Annotated in this window: 14 protein-coding genes; 8 read left to right on the top strand and 6 right to left on the bottom strand. The window is 65.7% G+C overall.

The features are described 5' to 3' along the window. Positions 1–12 precede the first annotated feature (12 nt). The 3 genes from ACSUZJ_RS16440 to ACSUZJ_RS16430 form a co-directional block, all read right to left on the bottom strand. Complete coding sequence (locus ACSUZJ_RS16440; protein ID WP_499409929.1) at positions 13–1,341, bottom strand: nucleotide sugar dehydrogenase; 1,329 nt, start codon at positions 1,339–1,341, stop codon at positions 13–15. A 52-nt stretch (positions 1,342–1,393) separates the two neighbouring features. Continuing rightward, positions 1,394–3,217 (bottom strand): polysaccharide biosynthesis protein, encoded by a 1,824-nt coding sequence (locus ACSUZJ_RS16435; protein WP_499409928.1) that lies wholly within the window; start codon positions 3,215–3,217, stop codon positions 1,394–1,396. A 697-nt stretch (positions 3,218–3,914) separates the two neighbouring features. Next, positions 3,915–4,847: an N-acetylmuramoyl-L-alanine amidase-like domain-containing protein gene (locus ACSUZJ_RS16430; protein WP_499409927.1), complete on the bottom strand. Its 933-nt coding sequence runs from the start codon at positions 4,845–4,847 to the stop codon at positions 3,915–3,917. A gap of 234 nt (positions 4,848–5,081) precedes the next feature. Here ACSUZJ_RS16430 and ACSUZJ_RS16425 point away from each other — a divergent pair, with 234 nt between their 5' ends. From ACSUZJ_RS16425 to ACSUZJ_RS16395, 7 genes are all read left to right on the top strand, one after another. Next, positions 5,082–8,087, top strand: coding sequence for a TonB-dependent receptor (locus ACSUZJ_RS16425; protein ID WP_499409926.1), 3,006 nt, complete (start codon positions 5,082–5,084; stop codon positions 8,085–8,087). Positions 8,088–8,362: 275 nt separating this feature from the next. Beyond that, complete coding sequence (locus ACSUZJ_RS16420) at positions 8,363–8,518, top strand: hypothetical protein (RefSeq protein WP_499409924.1); 156 nt, start codon at positions 8,363–8,365, stop codon at positions 8,516–8,518. Positions 8,519–8,553: 35 nt separating this feature from the next. Then, positions 8,554–8,727: a hypothetical protein gene (locus ACSUZJ_RS16415; protein WP_499409923.1), complete on the top strand. Its 174-nt coding sequence runs from the start codon at positions 8,554–8,556 to the stop codon at positions 8,725–8,727. Positions 8,728–8,992: 265 nt separating this feature from the next. Then, positions 8,993–9,364, top strand: coding sequence for a LiaF transmembrane domain-containing protein (locus ACSUZJ_RS16410; protein WP_499409922.1), 372 nt, complete (start codon positions 8,993–8,995; stop codon positions 9,362–9,364). Beyond that, the gene (locus tag ACSUZJ_RS16405) at positions 9,357–10,139 is read left to right on the top strand and encodes a LiaI-LiaF-like domain-containing protein (RefSeq protein WP_499409921.1); all 783 of its coding nucleotides are present in this window, start codon (positions 9,357–9,359) and stop codon (positions 10,137–10,139) included. The genes ACSUZJ_RS16410 and ACSUZJ_RS16405 overlap by 8 nt, the downstream gene beginning before the upstream one ends. Continuing rightward, positions 10,139–11,224, top strand: a complete 1,086-nt coding sequence (locus ACSUZJ_RS16400; RefSeq protein WP_499409919.1) for a sensor histidine kinase — start codon at positions 10,139–10,141, stop codon at positions 11,222–11,224. The genes ACSUZJ_RS16405 and ACSUZJ_RS16400 overlap by 1 nt, the downstream gene beginning before the upstream one ends. A 13-nt stretch (positions 11,225–11,237) precedes the next feature. Beyond that, entirely contained in the window at positions 11,238–11,963 is a 726-nt protein-coding gene (locus ACSUZJ_RS16395; RefSeq protein ID WP_499409918.1) for a LytR/AlgR family response regulator transcription factor, read from the top strand. On the opposite strand, the gene ACSUZJ_RS16390 is transcribed toward ACSUZJ_RS16395, so the two are convergent. From ACSUZJ_RS16390 to ACSUZJ_RS16380, 3 genes are all read right to left on the bottom strand, one after another. Beyond that, positions 11,947–14,244 (bottom strand): ATP-dependent DNA helicase, encoded by a 2,298-nt coding sequence (locus tag ACSUZJ_RS16390; protein WP_499409917.1) that lies wholly within the window; start codon positions 14,242–14,244, stop codon positions 11,947–11,949. The genes ACSUZJ_RS16395 and ACSUZJ_RS16390 overlap by 17 nt on opposite strands. Beyond that, the gene (locus ACSUZJ_RS16385; protein WP_499409916.1) at positions 14,241–15,887 is read right to left on the bottom strand and encodes a VRR-NUC domain-containing protein; all 1,647 of its coding nucleotides are present in this window, start codon (positions 15,885–15,887) and stop codon (positions 14,241–14,243) included. Before ACSUZJ_RS16385 ends, ACSUZJ_RS16390 begins: the two co-directional genes overlap by 4 nt. Positions 15,888–15,989: 102 nt before the next feature. Further along, positions 15,990–16,853, bottom strand: coding sequence for a hypothetical protein (locus ACSUZJ_RS16380; RefSeq protein ID WP_499409914.1), 864 nt, complete (start codon positions 16,851–16,853; stop codon positions 15,990–15,992). A gap of 105 nt (positions 16,854–16,958) precedes the next feature. Here ACSUZJ_RS16380 and ACSUZJ_RS16375 point away from each other — a divergent pair, with 105 nt between their 5' ends. Next, entirely contained in the window at positions 16,959–17,804 is an 846-nt protein-coding gene (locus ACSUZJ_RS16375) for a M15 family metallopeptidase (protein ID WP_499409913.1), read from the top strand. Positions 17,805–17,892: the final 88 nt, after the last annotated feature.

Below are 17,892 nucleotides of genomic sequence, written 5' to 3'. Positions count from 1 at the left end.
TCCGGTAGCGGCTCAGGCCTTGACGACGTGGGGCAGGCGTTCGAGGTAGACGCCGCGGGTATCGACGATCAGGTTGGCGTAGCGGCGGATCATGTCGTAGTCGAAAGCGCTGTGGCTGGTGGCCAGCAGCACCAGGTCGTAGGAAGCCAGCGAATCCGGGGTCAGCGCCACGCTGGACAGGTCGAAGCGGTGCTCGCGCATGCGGGGGAAGACCGGCACGTGCGGATCCGAGTAGTCGACATGGGCGCCCTTGTCGCGCAGGATTTCCATCAGCTCGACCGAAGGCGACTCGCGCATGTCCTCGACGTCCTTCTTGTAGGCGATGCCCAGCACCAGCACGCGGCTGCCCATCACCGAACGGCCACGCTGGTTGAGCGCATCGGTCACCTTGCCGATCACCCAGTGCGGCATGTCGCTGTTGATCTCGCCGGCCAGTTCGATGAAGCGGGTGTGTAGGCCATACTGGCGCGCCTTCCAGGTGAGATAGAAGGGGTCGATCGGGATGCAGTGCCCGCCCAGGCCCGGGCCCGGATAGTAGGGCGTGAAGCCAAAGGGCTTGGTGGCGGCGGCGCGGATCACCTCGTGGATATCGATTTCCATCTTGTCGGCGATGATCTTCATTTCGTTGACCAGGCCGATGTTGACCGCCCGGTGGATATTCTCGAGCAGCTTGGTGAGTTCCGCCGCGCGCGTCGAGCTGACCGGCACGATGCGGTCGATCGCGGTTCCGTACAGGGCGACGCCGGCCTCCAGGCAGGCGGCGGTGCTGCCGCCGCAGACCTTTGGGATGGTGCGCGTTTCGAAATGCGGATTGCCCGGGTCTTCGCGTTCCGGCGAGAACACGAGGAAGATGTCGCGCCCGACGACCAGCCCGCGCGACTCGAGGCGCGGACGCAGTTCTTCTTCGGTGGTGCCGGGATAGGTGGTGCTTTCGAGCGAGACGAGCTGGCCGGGGCGCACGAAGGGCAGCAGGGCATCGGTCGTGTCGAGCACGAAGGACAGGTCGGGCTCGCGATAGGCGTTCAGCGGGGTGGGCACGCAGATGATCAGCGCATCGGGCTCGCCGGCGCGGGTGAAATCGGTGGTCGCCTCGAAGCCGGCCGCACGCGCCGACGCGATTTCGGCAGCCGGGATGTGCTCGATATAGCTCTGGCCGCGGTTGAGTTTGTCGACCTTGGTCGCATCGATGTCGATCCCGAGCACGCGGAAACCGACGGCCGCGTAGCGCAGGGTAAGGGGCAGACCGACATAGCCGAGTCCGATGATGCCGATGACCGCAGTGCGGTCGCGCAGTTTGGCCATGAGCTGCTGCAGGTGGGCCGATTGGTGTTCGTCGCGCATGTATATCCTCGCCAACAGTGGGGTAAGGTGGGGTGGGTGCTACGGGGGCCGTCTAGATCCGGAACGGCACGAATTTGTTGATCAGGCTGAGCCGCGCAGGTTCGGGCTCGGGCTCGGGCACCTGGGCCGGTGCGATGTTGGGAAGCTGGGGCGTGTATTCGCTGACGATGGCCTTGACCATCGACTCGATCATGCCGCGCTCATGGGTTTCGCAGGCCATCATTAGGCAGGTAATGCAGGTTTCCAGCACGCTCGGGCGCAGTGCGTTCTCCTTCATGCGCATGATGCGCGGATGCTCGCTGGGGAAGACCGTGCCGTCGGTCAGCAATTCCTCGTGCAGCTTTTCGCCCGGGAACAGGCCGACGAACTTCACTTCGATGTCGCCATCGGGGTTCTGCGGTGTCTTCTCGGTCAGGCCCGACATGGCCAGCAGCGTGCGCGCCAGCTCGACGATCCGTACCGGCTCTCCCATGTCGAGCACGAAGACGTCGCCGCCCTTGGCCATGGCGCCGGCCTGGATCACAAGCTGCGCGGCCTCCGGAATGAGCATGAAATAACGCGACACTTCCGGATGTGTGATCGTCAGCGGGCCGCCGCGGGCGATCTGGCGCTGGAACAATGGAATGACCGAGCCGGACGACCCCAGCACGTTGCCGAAGCGGACCATGCAGAAGGTGGTCTTGGTGCCTTGCCGGGCCGCCGCAGCCTGGAAGATGAGCTCGGCGATGCGTTTGCTGGCGCCCATGATGTTGGTCGGACGCACGGCCTTGTCGCTGGAGATGAGCACGCAGGTCTCGACCTGGTGGGCGGCGCAGGCCGTCGCCACGACCTGGGCGCCGAGCACGTTGTTACGCAGGCCTTCGACGATGTTCGACTCGACCAACGGCACGTGCTTGTAGGCGGCGGCGTGGTAGACGGTATCGACGTGGCCGTCGGACAGGATGCGCTCGAGCAGCTCGGCATTGCAGACCGAGCCGAGATGGGCGTCGATGCGCAGGTCGGGAAAGCGGGTGACGAGCTCCTGGCGGATCGTGTAGAGCGCGTACTCGGAGTGGTCGAGCAGGTGCAGCCGGGTCGGACCGAGCGTGACGATCTGGCGGCACAGTTCGCTACCAATGGAGCCGCCGGCGCCGGTCACGAGCACGGTCTTGCCCCGTACGCAGCGGGCAAACAGGTCGAGGCGGGGCGGTACCGGCGGCCGGCCGAGCAGGTCCTCGAACTTCAGCTCGCGGATCGAGTCGCGCGGGCGTGTCCGGTCGTCGGCCAGGTCGACCAGCCGGCTCAGGATCTTGGTGGTAACGCCGGCGCCGGCCAGGCGCTGCATGATGTCGCGCAGACGTTCGGCGGGCATGGCCGGCACGGCGATGACGACGGTGCGGATGCCGTGGGCCGTGACCAGGTCGGCCAGGCGGTCGGTATGGAAGACGCGAAGGCCGGCAATGGTGCGGTCGATCAGGGCGCGCTTGTCGTCGAAGAAGCAGACCGGGCGGTATTCGTCGCTGTTGCGCATCGTTTGCGCCAACTGTGCGCCAGCTTCGCCGGCTCCGTAAATCGCGACGGCGTCGGAGGCGGGGCGGCGCGTGCTGTGGCTGCGCAGGAAATTGCGCATGCCGATACGGGAAGCGACAACATACGAGAAAGCGATGAACCAGTAGATCGCGAGCGCACTGCGCGGGAACATCGTGTCATTCATGGCGAACGACACGACATAAGCGCATAACACTGCAATGCCGAGCGCAAATCCGGTGGTGCTTAACAGGCGTCCGTCGATAAAGCGAATGACGGCGCGATACAGGTCGGACATCGAAAAGGCGGCAATCGTCACCAGCGCCACAATAATATAGGAGGCGGGGGCGTAATTCGAGGCAAGTTTCATATCGCCACCTCGCAATAACATGGCGACGAGAAAACACAAAGGCAATGCCACCAGATCGATGGCAATCATCAGCGCTATTTTGGCAGTGCGATGCAGCGATACCATTCCTGCGCAAAACTGGCTTAATACTCGGGCGGATAAAGTGGGCATGGGATCGCGTAACTCGTCAGATGGGTTGCAGAAGGAGCGATAAAGACGATGCGCAAACAAACTAAATGGGCAAGGACTGAAATTGAATTTCGTTGGAAATAGTCAGGCTATAAGTGGAATCTGGGCGACGATTAGACTAACCGTTGCTGAGTAAGTTTATTATCGCGGTCCCTCGGAATGATGAGTTTGACCCCGCTCAACCGGGAATTCCGAATTAAAACGGAATTCAAGATTCATTTAATTAAAGAAATGTAATTAGGAAATAAATCGGCTTTTACTCGGCAATAGATTTCCGTTCGACAAGCAATTAATTTATTAAAGGAAATTAAATGCGCATGAGCCTGCGCCTTGGATTGCTGCTAAAGAAGGGCATCCGGCAGGGGCGTGGCGCATCCGCGACGGAGTCGGGAAGAAGGGGCGGCAGATGTCGCGGCGGATACGGCAGGAGGAAGGATCCGCCCGTAGGGCGGGCGGACTGTGCAGCGGCGATGGGTGGAGATGCGCTGGCGATATGGCGGAGCGCGCGGCAGCGCCCCCTGAAAATGCGTCAGGTCCCCGGACGCGGTTGCGGCGCCATTGGCGGCACCACGATGTTGTCGTTCAGGCGCAGGAACTTGAAGCCGGCCAGGCGTTGGCCCTGCCGGCCTTCGCGCGCGTTCTTCGCTTCGCGCTCGGCCGCGCGCGCCATGAAGGATTCGAAGGTTTCTTCACGCACCTTCGGTTCCGCCGAGTGCAGGAAGTGGCGTTCCCCGTTCGGCCCCAGCACCACCAGGCCCACGTGCGAGGCCCAGTGCTCGCCGTTTCTGGTCGAGATCACGTTCACGAAGTCGCCTTCCTGTAGCTGGCTGGCGATGCCGGCGACCTGCTCCTTCGGCACGAAGGCCTGGCGGCTGGTCTCGACCGGAATGTCGCGCACCGTGTTGTGGCGCGTCCTGAGGAAGCGCGCACGGTCCACCCGCATGTCGTAGACAGGTCCATTGGCGCCGGCCAGTTCGGCGCTGATGTCGGTGACGAGCCAGCGGTTCGACACGTTCCAGTCCAGTTCCGTGTAGTGGTTGCGCGTGGCCACGCCGATCACCCCGTCCTTGTAGCGGATGCGCTGCAGCATCCAGAAGAACTCTTCCCATGAACGCGAGAGCGCCATTGCGTAAGTGTGTTCCGCAAACACGACGCAGTCGCTGTGATCCAGGCTGAACAGCGGCAGGTTGTCGTGTACCTCAAACGGGAACTCGCCCAGCAGATTCAGGATGTAGGGCTGACCGATGTTCTTGCGGCCGATGGCGGCGATGCGCTTGCGCAAGTCCGGCTCGGCCTCGTGCTGCCAGGCCACGTAACGGCCGGCCTCGCTCGGGCTCATCTGGTAGATCTGCTTTTGCAGGATGGTCGCGAGCGGCGCTGGCGCCGGCTGCACGGTCGGGGAAGGCGGGGTGGCGCAGCCGGCGAGGGCGGCGCCGGCGAGGAGCAGGCAGGCGAAACGCATGGGTGGGGTCCTTGGGTGGCGAAAATCAGGACGCTAACGCGGTCCGAGCCATTTTGATAATGAAAATTCGTGATGCGGCTATAACCGTCTGTTGCTCGCTGTGTACATTCCTTCAAGTTATAGTTGTGAGACGACAAGTGATTGTCCAAAATATTTGCTTATAGATAATACTTATAATATGGCAGCGAACCGACTGCCGTGCATCACACCAATATCTATACCAGGAGAGAGATCATGTTCAAGCAGAAGCCGCTGGCGGCCGCCGTTTCGATGGCGATGTTCAGCCTGACCGCCTTGCCGGCCATGGCGCAGACCGCCGAGGCCCAAGCCCCGATGCAGACCGTCGAGGTCACGGGTATCCGTGCCTCGATGGCCAAATCGCTCAGCGTCAAGAAGAACGCTACCGCCAACGTCGAGGTGATCACGGCGGAAGACGTGGGCAAGATGCCCGACAAGAACCTGGCTGATTCGCTGCAGCGTCTGGCCGGCGTGGCAGTGCGTACCGACTACGATGAAGCCGAGAAGGTGTCGATGCGCGGCACCAACCCGGACATGTCACTGATCCTGTTCAACGGCCATACCGTCTCCGGCGGCGACTGGTACGTCGGCGACCAGGGTTCGAGCTCGCGCTCGACCAGCCTGTCGCTGATGCCGTCATCGGTGCTGAACCAGGCGCTGGTATACAAGACTTCGCAGGCCAACATCGTCGACGGCGGCCTGGCCGGTACCATCAACGTCACCACCCGCAAGCCGCTGTCGCAGAAGGAGCGCCTGTCGGGCGTGGTCAGCCTGGGCGCCAGCTATGCGCAACTGCCCGACAAGGCGGCGCCGGACCTGAACGCCTCGGTCAACTGGAAGAACGAGGCCGGCACCTTTGGCATCATCGCCCAGGGCTTCGCCGAGAAGCGCTACGTGCGCCGCGATTCGGTCTCGCGTTTCGCCTACGGCACCAGCAGCGGCTGGGACGTGATCAACACCGCGACCATGCTCGGCATCACCGACGCCTCGCTGGCCGGCACCGGCTACACGGCGGCCGACCTGAACGGCGTGCGCCTGCCGGGTTCGATGAGTTCGGAATTCGTCGAGTCCGTGCGCGACCGCAAGGGCGGCATGATCTCGATGCAGTTCAAGCCGAACGCCGACTTCGACGTGACCATGACCGGCTTCCACTCGTCGATGAACGCCAACAACAATGGCCGCCTGACCTCGGGCGCCATGTACTCGATGCTGCTCGGGAAGAACGAGCCGCTGGGTGGCACCGCGGCCTCGTCGCCGAACACCTATTCGAATGGCCAGCGCGTCTATGCCCAGATCCGCAACCCGGTGATCGTCACGGAGCGCACCATGTACGGCCACGAGCTGAAGGTACTGAAGGCGGCCGACATCGTGTTCCCGGACGGCACCACGCCCCAATACGTCGGCAACTCGGAAGGTTTCTACCGCGACGGCGCACAGGCGACCAGCTCCTTCCTGGACCTGGACGCGAAGTACCGCGTGACCCCGGACCTGACCCTGAAGGGCCTGTTCTCGACCACCCGCGGCGTCGGCAAGACCGACCTCGACCAGGGCACCACCTTCGCTCGCTACGGCACCGGCGTCTCATATGCCATGGGCGGCCTGCACGAGGCGCCTTACGTCAAGTACCATGGCGCCGGCCTGAACCAGCCCGGCATCAACCCGGACGGCAGCGGTTACATGATCGTCGGCCGCACCGCCTCGGGCATCCGCACCACCGACAAGGAAATGAGCGGCCAGGTCGATGCCGAGTACAAGCTGAACAATGCCTGGGTCCAGTCCCTGGAGATGGGCCTGCGCCACGCCGACCACAAGCGCAAGAGCGGCCGCTGGGGCCCGGCCTTCCGCACGCCGCTGACCTATACCTTCGACGCCAACGGCAAGATCATCCAGCCGACCGCGACCCCGACCGAAGGCTGGCAGCCTTATCCGGGCAACTTCGGCAATGGCCTGGGTGGCGGCTGGTGGGACAATACCGGCTTCACTTACACGCCGGAAGCGCTGAAGGCCTACATCGCGGCCAACACGAAGGAAACCAGCCCGGAATGGGAGCGTCGCGTCAGCTCGGAAATCGACATGCGCGAGCGCCAGAGCTCGGGCTACCTGATGGCGAACCTGGAAAACGGACCGTGGTCGGGTAACGTCGGCGTGCGCTACGTGCGTACCGTAGTCGACGCCCAGATCGCCACCCCGATCCCGAACCCGCGCACCTGCCTGCGTACCGAGCCGGGCCAGCCGGCCACCGTCTGCGCGGCCTATCCGGGCGCCATCACCACCGCCGGCGACGCCACTGCCTACTACGACGGCGTGCCGTTCAACCCGCTGGCCGGCACGATGTACTACAAGACGCCGACCCACAAGGTGTTCAAGAACTTCCTGCCGAGCCTGAACCTGCGCTACGAGATCACGCCGGACATGATCGCCCGCTTCGGCGCGAGCCGCACCATCGGCCGCCAGAACTACAACGTGCTGGGCAGCGGCTTCGGCACCCCGGGCTGCGACGCCAGCGGCTGCAAGGTCACGGGTCCGAATCCGGACCTGCGTCCGCTGACCTCCGATAACGTCGACCTGTCCTGGTCCTGGTTCTTCGCGCTCCGTTCGGCCGTGACGGCCAGTGTGTTCCACTCGAAGATCGACGGCTACGTGAAGACCGGCACCGTCGGCACCTCGACGATCGAACTGACCGACCCGCGCGACCAGGTGGTGAAGACCTTCTTCATCAACACTTCGTCGCAGCAGGGCGCGAAGATCACCGGCATCGAGCTGGCCTACGAGCAGCCGTTCGGCAGCTCGCCATGGGGCTTCACCTCGAACGTCAGCCGCGCCAAGACCAAGGTCGACGACGGCCGTCCGATGGTGGGCGCGTCCGAGTGGGCCGGCAACCTGGGCCTGTACTTCGAGAACGACAAGCTGTCGGCGCGCCTGGTGGCGAACTACCGCGGCGAGTACGTGAACAGCACTACCGCGCCGTCGCCGACCGCCAACAGCCAGGGCATGTCGACCATCAACGGTGTCCTGATGCCGACCGCGCCGACCATGGCCGCACCGGTGACCACGCTGGCATTCAACGCCAGCTACAACATCACCCCGCAGCTGGTGCTGTCCTTCGACGCGACCAACCTGACCAACGTCAAGCGCGCCTACTATCGCTATAGCGAAGAAGAGCAGCAGAAGCTGGACGTGAGCGGCCGCCAGTTCTACCTGAACCTGAAGTACAAGTTCTGATGACGCCTCGCGCAGCATGAGGAGGGGAGCTTCGGCTCCCCTTTTTTCGTTTACGGCACCGGAAACGGCTGGGTTGTGGCGCACAGTGTGCGGCACTTAACGGTAGCGGCGCACAGGCGCCGCTATCATGAAACCGTGTGAGTGAGACGCCTGCGATTCATCCGGCGGACGTCAAATATCTCAACAGGTTAGCCGGTCGCCTCGAGGATCGGCACCAGATTCCACGTCGTCGCCATGGGGCGGCGGTGAGCGCAAACGGAGGCGCCATGTCTGTCATGACGAAGAATCCACCGAAGCACCTGGTACGCGAATACCTCGAACGGCGTTCGCGCGATCCGAAGCCGCCACCCACGCCGGAAGAAATCCGGCGCCAGCTCGGGTGGGGAATGCTGATGCCGGCGGATATCAAGATGGCGACCAACCGCTCCTGAATGCGCGAGCAATCGTTTCAACAGAGGAGAAGGTCATGACCAAGAAAATCGGGAACAAACACGAAGCCCAGCACCGCGGCAAGCAGGAACGCCTCGAAATTCGCCGCACCAACATCGCGCGCGAAGCCGTCAAGCAGGCTGCGGCCCGCGCCAAATACCGCAACCAGGTCAAGAACCAGCCACCGATGAACCTGTCCGCCGCCTTCTGAGCAGCGCCAGCGAACGCATCCCGCCCGCCCTTCGAGGCGGGCTTTTTTTGCCTTCCCGATCCACCGGCTTTGCGGCCCACAGAGGCCATGCTCGCCTGCATCGCCGGTCCCCGGGGCTCTCGTCCCGGGGCGTTGCCGAACGATTGCCTCCGCCGTTCGCCGAAGTCTTCGCCATTCACCGCTTCCATACCGTCGTTCGCCGAAAGAGGCTTTCCTCCTGCCGCCGGTCCCGTTATCGTGTTTACATCACAACACGGAGGAAGCAATGGGTACCGAAAGCAGCTACAGGCAACGCAAGCAAATGATGTGGGGGCTGGTCCTGATCGTGGTCGGCCTGGTTTTCTTGCTCGACCGCATGGACATCGCCGATGCCGACGAGCTATGGCATTATTGGCCGTTGCTGCTGGTAGTGGCCGGCATCAACCAGACCATCGGCTACCCGAGCGCCAGGGAATTCACCAACGGCTTGTGGCTGGTCTTCATCGGCCTGTGGCTGTTCGCGGTGTCCGAGGGTTTCCTGGGCCTGAGCTTTCGTAACAGCTGGCCACTCTTCATCCTGATGTGGGGACTGCAGCTGGTGCTCGGGCCCGTGATCGCGCGCCGCTTCCCGTCCGCGAAGGAGAAGGACCATGTTTAAGGACAGTATCGAAGAAAGCGGTGGAAAAGAGTCCCGGCGTTCCGCCCGGCGCGCGCGCCGCGCGCAACGCGGCATGACCAGCCAGGTGCTGATGGGCCTGCTCGTGATCGCCGTCGGCCTGCTGTTCCTGCTCGATAACCTCGACATCATCGAGATCCACCACGCGCTCTCCTTCTGGCCGCTGGTCTTCATCTTTGCCGGCTTCGCCAAGCTGCTCGATACCTCGACGCCGAACGGCTACCTGGTCGGCCTTGCCGGCATCGGCATCGGTACCGCGATGATCCTGAACCGGCTCGGCATCATCGACGTCAGCTGGCGCATGGCCTGGCCGCTGGTCCTGATCGTGGCCGGCGCCATGGTGGTGTACCGGGCGATGAGCGGGCAGCGCGTGGCAACCCACGGCGTGGTCGACGACAAGCTGGGCACGGGCACGCCGGTCAACGACACGCAGATGCTGGATGTGACGGCCATCCTCGGCGGCTTCGAGCGCCGCGTGCACAGCCAGGACTTCCGCGGCGGCGAAGTGACCGCGGTGATGGGCGGCTGCACGCTCGACATGCGCGGCGCCTCGATCGCATCCGGCGAAGCGGTGATCAACGTCTTCGCGTTCTGGGGCGGCGTAACGATCAAGTGCCCGCCCGACTGGACCGTGGTCCTGCAGGGCACTCCGATCATGGGCGGCTTCGACGAAAAGACCACGGCGCCGCCCGATAACAGCAAGCGCCTGGTGATCCGCGGCTACGCGATCATGGGCGGGGTCGAGGTGCGTAACTGATGTTCGCGCGCCGCAGCATCGCGCTCTACCTGGCGGCCTGGCTGCTGCTTGGCCTGATGCTGGCGGGCCTGATCGTGGCCGCCACGGGCAGCCGTTGGGGCGAGGGCCTGCTGTTCGCCTTGCCGCTGGCACTGGTCTATGGCTGCGCCAGCGGCTTTTCTTCCTACTACCTGTGCCGCGCCTATCCGCTGGCGGGCAAGCCCTGGTACGCGGTGCTGCCGGTGTTCGCCTGCACGGCGGTGTGCGCCAGCGCGCTGTGGACCGCGGCAGGCAGCGGCTGGAGCGACCTGCTGCGCGAGTCGGCGCCAGGTCCGCTGGCGGTGACGCGTCCGTTTGCCGCCCTGATGTTCGGCCTGGGCGTGATCCTGTACGGGCTGACGGCGGTTGGCCAGTACCTGGCGCTGGAGTTCGAGCGCGCCCGCCACCTCGAGCGGCGCGAGCTGGAGATGAAGCTGGCGGCCCAGGAAGCCCAGCTGCGCATGCTGCGCACCCAGATCGATCCACACTTCCTGTTCAACAGCCTCAATTCGATCAGCGCGCTGACCACGATCGACCCGGCGGCGGCGCGCGGCATGACTCTGCAGCTGTCCGACTTCTTCCGCCGCAGCCTGGGCATGGATGCCCAGCGCAAGGTGCCGCTGGCCCAGGAGATCGCGCTGGTGCGCGCCTTCCTCGCGGTCGAGCAGGTGCGCTTCGGCCCGCGCCTGCGTTTCGAGGACGAGGTGGGGGCGGATGCGTGCGGCTGCCTGGTGCCGCCGATGATCCTGCAGCCGCTAGTCGAAAATGCGGTGAAGCACGGCATCGGCAGGCGTCTCGACGGCGGTGCGGTGCGTATCGCGGCCGAACGGGCCGGCTCGATGCTGCGCATCCGTGTCGAGAACGACGCCGACGAGGACGATACCGACAGGGGCGAGACCGCGAGCCCCGCGGCCGGCTGCGGCATTGGCCTGGCCAACGTGCGCGAGCGCCTGGCGGCGACCTACGCCCACGAGGCCAGCATCCATTGGACGCGCGAAGCGCAGCACTTTCGCGTCGACCTCACGCTGCCGGCGATCGACGAGCCGGCAACGGCAGCCACCACCTAACGGAGAAGGGAACATGCGTGTCATCATCGTGGACGACGAACACCTGGCGCGCGCGCTGTTGCGCGAGTACCTGGCGCCGCACCCGGATATCGAGATCGTCGCCGAATGCGCGAACGGCTTCGAAGCGGTGAAGGCGATCGGCGAGCTGGATCCGGACCTGGTCTTCCTCGACATCCAGATGCCGAAACTCGACGGCTTCGAGGTGGTGGAGCTGGCCGGCGCGCGCACCCGCTACGTGTTCGTCACCGCCTACGACCAGTTCGCGCTGAAGGCCTTCGAGGTGCGGGCGATCGACTACCTCCTCAAGCCCTTCAGCCGCGAGCGCCTGGCCCAGGCCCTGGACAGTGCGCGCGGCCGCGCCACGCCCCGGGAAGCGGTCGAGGCGGTGGCGGCCGAAGCGGCGCGCCGCAACGGGCCCCTGGCGCGGGTCCTGGTGCGCGACGGCGCGCGCGTACACGTGGTGCCTGCCGAGAACATAGAGTGGATCGAGGCCCAGGACGACTATGTCGAGATCCATGCCGCCGGCAAGGCGCACCTGAAGAACGGGCGCATGGCCGAACTCGAACAGGGTCTCGATCCCGGGCTGTTCCTGCGCGTGCACCGTTCCTATATCGTGAACGTGAGCGCAATCGCGCGTATCGAGGCACCAACCAAGGACAGCTGGTGCGCGGTGCTCAAGGACGGCAAGCGGATTCCGGTGTCCCGCAGCGGCTACCAGAAACTCAGGAACCTGATGTAGCGAGGCGCTCGACCTGCCACCAGCGCGGCAGCAGGGCGCGCACCGCGGGCTGGTCGAAACGGTCGTCGATCAGGTAGACCACGCCCCGGTCCTGCTCGGTGCGAATGACCCGTCCCGCCGCCTGCACGACCTTCTGCAGGCCGGGATACAGGTAGGTGTAGTCGTAGCCGGCCCCGAACATGGCCTGCATGCGTGCGCGCAGCTGCTCGTTGACCGGATTCAGTTGCGGCAGGCCGAGGGTAGCGACGAAGGCGCCGATCAGGCGGGCGCCCGGCAGATCGATGCCCTCGCCGAAGGAGCCGCCCAGCACCGCGAAACCGATGCCGCGGCCATCCGGCTCGAAGCGCTCGAGAAAGGCTGCGCGCTCAGGCTCGCTCATGCGGCGCTCCTGGCGCCAGATCGGCACCTCCGGGTACTCCCGGGCGAACTGCTCGGCGGCCTGCTCGAGGTAGTCGAAGCTGCTGAAGAAGGCCAGGTAGTTGCCGGGCTGTTGCGCGTACTGGCGCGCCATCAGCTGCGCGATCGGCGCCAGCGACGCGGTGCGGTGCTGGTAGCGGGTCGAGATGTGCGCCGCGATTCCTACCTTCAGCTGGCCGGCCGAGAAGGGCGATTCGACGTCGATCCAGCCGGTGTTCTCGGGCAGCCCGAGCAGGTCCGCAAAATAATGCCAGGGGCTGAGCGTGGCCGAGAACAGCGTCACCGAATGCGCGGCCTCGAAACGCGGCTTGAGGAAGGGCGCCGGCACCACGTTGCGGATGCTGATCGATGTGTCCTTGCCCGCGCGGGACACGTCGCACAGCGAATGCTCGCCAAAGGATTCGGCCAGGCGCTGGAACGCCAGGGCGTCGAAATGGAAGTCCTGCAGCGCCGGGTCGAGCGGCACGGCCTGCTCGGCGAGGTGGTCGTTGATGGCGCTGGTGGCGCCCTGCAGGGCGGAGAGAAGCTTTTCCGGCAGGGCGGCCAGGACCTGGTAGGCGGCGGGCGCGTCCACATCCATCTCGCCCCAGGCGCGCGCGACCTTGGTCAGGGTCTTCTTGACGGGGGCGGGCGCGGCGGCACGGGCCAGACGCAGGGCTGCGCGGTCGAGCTGGCTCGAGTACATCGCGCGGGCGCGCGAGACCATGTTGTGCGCCTCGTCGGCCAGCACGCTGGCGCGCCAGCCATTGGCCTGGGCCAGGGCGTACAGCATGGCGCTGCCGTCGAAATAATAGTTGTAGTCGCCGACGACGACGTCGCTCCAGCGCGCCATCTCGCTGCCGAGGTAGTAGGGGCAGACATCGTGCGCCAGGCCGACTTCGCGCAGCGCCGCGCGGTCCAGCACCGGCACGTCCAGCGCCGCGGCGCGTGCCGCCGGCAGGCGGTCGTAGAAGCCTTTGGCCAGCGGGCAGGACTCGCCCTGGCAGGCCTTGTCCGGATGCTCACAGGCCTTGTCGCGCGCGGCCAGTTCCAGCACCCGCAGCGGCAGGGCAGGACTGGCGGCGCGGATGGTGGCCGCTGCGTCGAGCGCGAGCTGGCGGCCCGGAGTCTTCGCAGCGAGGAAGAAGACCTTGTCGATGCGCTGGCCAGGTGCGGCCTTGAGCACCGGGAACAGGCTGCCGACCGTCTTGCCGATGCCGGTCGGCGCCTGGGCCAGCAGGCAGCGGCCCGCGCTGTTGGCCTTGAAGACGGTCTCGGCGAGCTGGCGCTGGCCCGGGCGGAAAGCGGGATGGGGAAAACGCAATGCGGCCAGGGCGGCGTCGCGCGCCTCGCGGTGGCGCAGCTCCTGCTCGGCCCAGGCGACAAAACGGCGGCACTGCTTTTCGAACATCGCCCGCAGCTCGGCGGCGCTGCGGGTTTCGCGCAGCGCGGTCTCCAGGCCGCTGCCGATCTCGTAGTAGACCAGGGCCAGGTTGACCTGGTCCATCCCGAGTTCCACGCACAGCAGGTGGCCGTAGACGCGCAACTGGGCCCAGTGCAGGTGGCGGTGATTCTCCGGCATCGACGACAGCTGGCCGCGGTAGGTCTTGATCTCCTCGAGCAGGTTTTCGTCCGGATCGTAGCCGTCGGCACGGCCGCGCACATGCAGCGGGCCGTAGTCGCCGGACAGCGAGACCTCGGTGCGGTAGCCTGCGCCGCGGCGGGCCGTCACGACCGCATGGCCGGCGATGCCTTCCTGGGCGGTGGGCGAGGGCGTGAAGCGCAGGTCGAGGTCGCCCTGCTTGGCGGTGAATTCGCAGAGCGCACGCACGGCGACGGTGTAGCGCGTGCTGCAGTTCGCGTCGTTGCTCGCGGCCTCGCTCAAGCCGCCTGCTCCCACTGCAGGTAGCACACCGAGACCGGCATGGCGTGGGCGGCGCAGTACTCGATCCAGCGCAGCTGGTTGTCCTGCAGGCGGTCGCCCGGGCCCTTCACCTCGATCATGTTGTAGCGTTTTTCGTGCGGCCAGAACTGGATCAGGTCGGGAAAGCCGGTACGGTTTTCCTTGACGTCGGCGAGGATGCGTTCGCACCACTTCTTCAGGTGCGAGGCCGGAATGCAGTCCAGCGCCAGTTCGAGCAGCGCGCCGTCGAGATAGTCCCAAGCGACGAAAGGCGAGGCGATGCCGGCCTTCTCGACAAAGTACGCCATGATCGTCGTCCGGTAGCGGCCGTCGTCCAGCTGGGCCAGGCAATCGGCGAATTCGGCGGCGCGGCGCTGGGCGAAGTCGGGGCTGTACAAATCGGCCGGCCCGCGGTGGAAGGGGTGGAAAAAAGCGCCCGGGATGGCCGCGAAGATGGCGCGCCAGCACAGGAGCCCGAACAGCGCATTGGCCAGCACGTTCTCGACGTAGAACACCGGCGCCTCCTCGCAGGCCAGGTGCTCGCGCACCACGCCCTCGACCCACCAGTCGCCCGCCGGCATCGGCAGGCAGACGTCGAGGCGGACGGGCTCGATGCGCCGCGCGATGGTCTTCGGGTGGCCGAGGCGGCGCGCCAGGCGCGGCCCGATGCGCAGCAGGTGCTGGCGCTCGGCGTCGCTCTCCGGCGCGCTCTGGGCCGCGCTCAGGAGTTCCCAGGCTTCGTTGTAGCGTTCGGCCTTTTCCAGTACCCGGATCGCCCGTCCCCGGGCGCCGGGAAAGCGGCAGCGCGCAAACAGCGCGTGGGCATTCTCCCAGTCCTTCTGCTTTTCGTAGTGCTGGCCGATCTGGAACAGCAGCTTTTCGCGCCGGCTTTCCAGCCAGTCGTTGTGGAAGGCGTGGCTGGGCAGGTCGCGCGCGATGTCGTCCAGTGGCTCCAGGCCCTCGGCGAAGCGCTCCTTGCAGGCGTGCATCTGGAGGTAGTGGTCGATGTCGCGGCGGTCGCGAAAGCCGCGCGAGGCTGTCGAAAACTCGACCTGTTCGTAGCGGAACAGGCCCAGGTCGGACAGCACGAACTCGGTCCAGTCCTGGTGGAGGTTGCCGAAGAAGACCAGGCGCAGGCGGTCGCATAGCGGCTTGACGTGGATGCGCAGGGCCAGGTCGTCGCAGTCCGGGTGCCAGGCGGAGAAGGCGCGGTCGTCGGCGAATGCGGCGCGCAGCGCTTCGAGCTGCTCGGCCTTTCTTGCGGTCTTCTGATGCAGATGGGGGCCGAAGGCGGCGGCGATCTCGGGTTTCGCCAGCAGGTCGAACAATTCGTCGAGGGAGATGACGGGATCGCGTTCGACCCAGCCGGTGGCGAGCAGGTGCTGGGCCGCCTCGACCGGGCAGCCGATCTCGGCGTAGCGCAGCTTACTGGCGCGAAACAGCGTGCCCTTGCGCATGACCATGCGCACGAACAGGGCGCGCGCCGGCTGCGGCAGCGCGGTAAATGCTGCGATAAAAGCCCGTTCCTCGTCGGTCAGCAGGTCGTCGTAGCGCTGTCCGATCCAGTCCAGGACGCCCTGGAAATTGTCCAGGTAATAAAACTCGTTTTCCAGAACCCTGTTCATTGCGAGACGCGACACTGTGCTTCTATCCAGTATAGCGCCACGCCGTGTCATCGGCCCAGCAGTTTCAGCGACGAAACCCTTGGGCCGTGGTTTTTTGCCACATCAGGGCTTGGGCGGTGGCGCCGGGCATTTCGCGCCTGTGCACGCTGCCGCCGGCGCACGCTCGCCACGATGGCGCTCCGAGTGCTGGATGATGGCCGAGATCAGGGCAACGTCGTTGTCGACCGCGGTGTCGGCGCTGCTTGCCTGCGCGTTCTTGCGGTTGCGCGCCGATGTCTTGTCGGCAACGGCGGTGCGGGCCGGCGGCTTGGCGGCGCGCGCCGCGGGGCGCTGGGCTTTCTCGGCTTTGTCGGTTCTCCCGGCTTTCTCGGCTTTGTCGGTTCTCCCGGCTTTCTCCGCCTTGACGGCCCTGGCAGGCTTCGGCGTCCTGTCGGCCTTCTCGACCTTCGCCGGTTTCTCCGTCTTCTTCGCGCTCTCCACGCTGGCGGTTTTCGGTGCCGGCGCCGGCTTCGGCAAGCTTGCCGCTTCGGCCTTCGGCACGGGCGGCGCCTGCTTGACCTGGACCGCGGGTTTCGCGGCGCTGGTCTCTTCCGGCGGCAGCATGACCAGCGGCGGTGGGCCGGCAGGCCGGTCCTGCGGCTGGTCGACGATGAGGGCGGCGGCCGGCGCTTCGGCAAGCTGCACAGGTACAGGCTCGGGCGGGGCCGCCTCGGGAGACAGTGCGGGCGGGGACGGCGGCGCCGGATTTTCGACGACGCGCTCGGCTTCGACCTGCATGGCCGTGGCGGTGGTGTGGTTGTCGTAGGCCAGCCAGGCGACGACACCGACCAGGATGCCGGCGAACGCGGCCGCGGTGCAATACCAGGCCAGGCGTGGGCTCGAGATGCGTCCGCCCACGCGCCGGGCCGAGTCGCGCTCGAGCATGGCAAGGATGTTTTCCTCGCCGGCGGTACGGCGCGACGACATCAGGTTCGGTCGTGTCGAGGCTGCTTGATTTTCGTCTGTAGGGCGCACGGCATTACTCCTAAGATTGCGTTTTCAATCCGATTAGAAACAATCTGGGGGAAAGCCATGCTGATCTTTCTCGCACTTCTGTACTTTTGTGTCACCTGCACCGTGATCTGGCTGGCCCTGTTCCCGGCCGGACGTGCGATGGTGGGCCAGCTCGTGTTCAACCTGCGCAGCCGCCTGCGCCTGGCGCGCCGCCCTCCAGGCTGGAGCGGCGAGCGCCTGCCCCGGCCGGCCGCGCTGCGGCGCGATCTTGCCACTTTCGGCAACAAGGCCCTCAAGCTGGCGCGGCGCAACTGGATCGTGCTGGCGATCGGCGTGCCGGTGGTGGCGATTCCCTCGTTGCTGGCGCTGGTGATGCGTTCCCCCGACATGCTGCCCGATTACCAGCCGGTCGAGGCGCTGCCGGACGCCCAGATCGCCGCCCTGCTGCAGGGCGAGCAGCTGGTGCCGCCGGTGGCGCCGCCGCCGCTGGCCTTCACGACCCAGGAAGTGGTGCTGGTGCGGCCGATGCTGGTTAACGCCAGCCGCAACTGGGGCCTGATGCATCCGGACTTCAGCCAGAGGCTGCTGTTGGCATTCAAGATCATGAAGGAAAAGCACGGCTACGAGATGGCCCTGCTCGAGGGTTACCGCAGCCCGGCGCGCCAGGACCAGCTGGCGCAGATGGGCGGCGCCGTCACCAATGCGCGCGCCTTCCAGAGCTGGCACCAGTATGGCCTGGCGGCCGATTGCGCCTTCTGGCGCGACGGCAAGCTGGTGATATCGGAGAAGGATCCCTGGGCCATGCGCGGCTACCAGCTCTACGGCGAAGTGGCGGAACAGCTCGGCCTGACCTGGGGCGGCCGCTGGAAGATGATGGACCTGGGGCACACGGAACTGCGCCTGCGCGGAGTGATGCGCCGCTAGCACAGCGGCTCCTTGAGTTTGAGGCGGGTCAACTTTTGGCCCGGGGAATGGTGCGAGCATTGCCTGTCTGAACTTATTTCCCAACCTA

Origin of the sequence: Telluria sp. B2 (genome assembly GCF_051789535.1) — a bacterium.
GTDB lineage: Bacteria > Pseudomonadota > Gammaproteobacteria > Burkholderiales > Burkholderiaceae_D > Telluria.
The sequence above is the reverse complement of the archived record's forward strand: the minus strand, read 5'-3'. Positions and strand labels throughout refer to the sequence as shown.

Bases quoted from the DNA above. Each gene is read 5' to 3' on its own strand.
- ACSUZJ_RS16440 (WP_499409929.1), bottom strand. From the start codon at position 1,341: ATGCGCGACGAACACCAATCGGCCCACCTGCAGCAGCTCATGGCCAAA.
- ACSUZJ_RS16435 (WP_499409928.1), bottom strand. From the start codon at position 3,217: ATGAAACTTGCCTCGAATTACGCCCCCGCCTCCTATATTATTGTGGCG.
- ACSUZJ_RS16430 (WP_499409927.1), bottom strand. From the start codon at position 4,847: ATGCGTTTCGCCTGCCTGCTCCTCGCCGGCGCCGCCCTCGCCGGCTGC.
- ACSUZJ_RS16425 (WP_499409926.1), top strand. From the start codon at position 5,082: ATGTTCAAGCAGAAGCCGCTGGCGGCCGCCGTTTCGATGGCGATGTTC.
- ACSUZJ_RS16420 (WP_499409924.1), top strand. From the start codon at position 8,363: ATGACGAAGAATCCACCGAAGCACCTGGTACGCGAATACCTCGAACGG.
- ACSUZJ_RS16415 (WP_499409923.1), top strand. From the start codon at position 8,554: ATGACCAAGAAAATCGGGAACAAACACGAAGCCCAGCACCGCGGCAAG.
- ACSUZJ_RS16410 (WP_499409922.1), top strand. From the start codon at position 8,993: ATGGGTACCGAAAGCAGCTACAGGCAACGCAAGCAAATGATGTGGGGG.
- ACSUZJ_RS16405 (WP_499409921.1), top strand. From the start codon at position 9,357: ATGTTTAAGGACAGTATCGAAGAAAGCGGTGGAAAAGAGTCCCGGCGT.
- ACSUZJ_RS16400 (WP_499409919.1), top strand. From the start codon at position 10,139: ATGTTCGCGCGCCGCAGCATCGCGCTCTACCTGGCGGCCTGGCTGCTG.
- ACSUZJ_RS16395 (WP_499409918.1), top strand. From the start codon at position 11,238: ATGCGTGTCATCATCGTGGACGACGAACACCTGGCGCGCGCGCTGTTG.
- ACSUZJ_RS16385 (WP_499409916.1), bottom strand. From the start codon at position 15,887: ATGAACAGGGTTCTGGAAAACGAGTTTTATTACCTGGACAATTTCCAG.
- ACSUZJ_RS16380 (WP_499409914.1), bottom strand. From the start codon at position 16,853: ATGTCGTCGCGCCGTACCGCCGGCGAGGAAAACATCCTTGCCATGCTC.
- ACSUZJ_RS16375 (WP_499409913.1), top strand. From the start codon at position 16,959: ATGCTGATCTTTCTCGCACTTCTGTACTTTTGTGTCACCTGCACCGTG.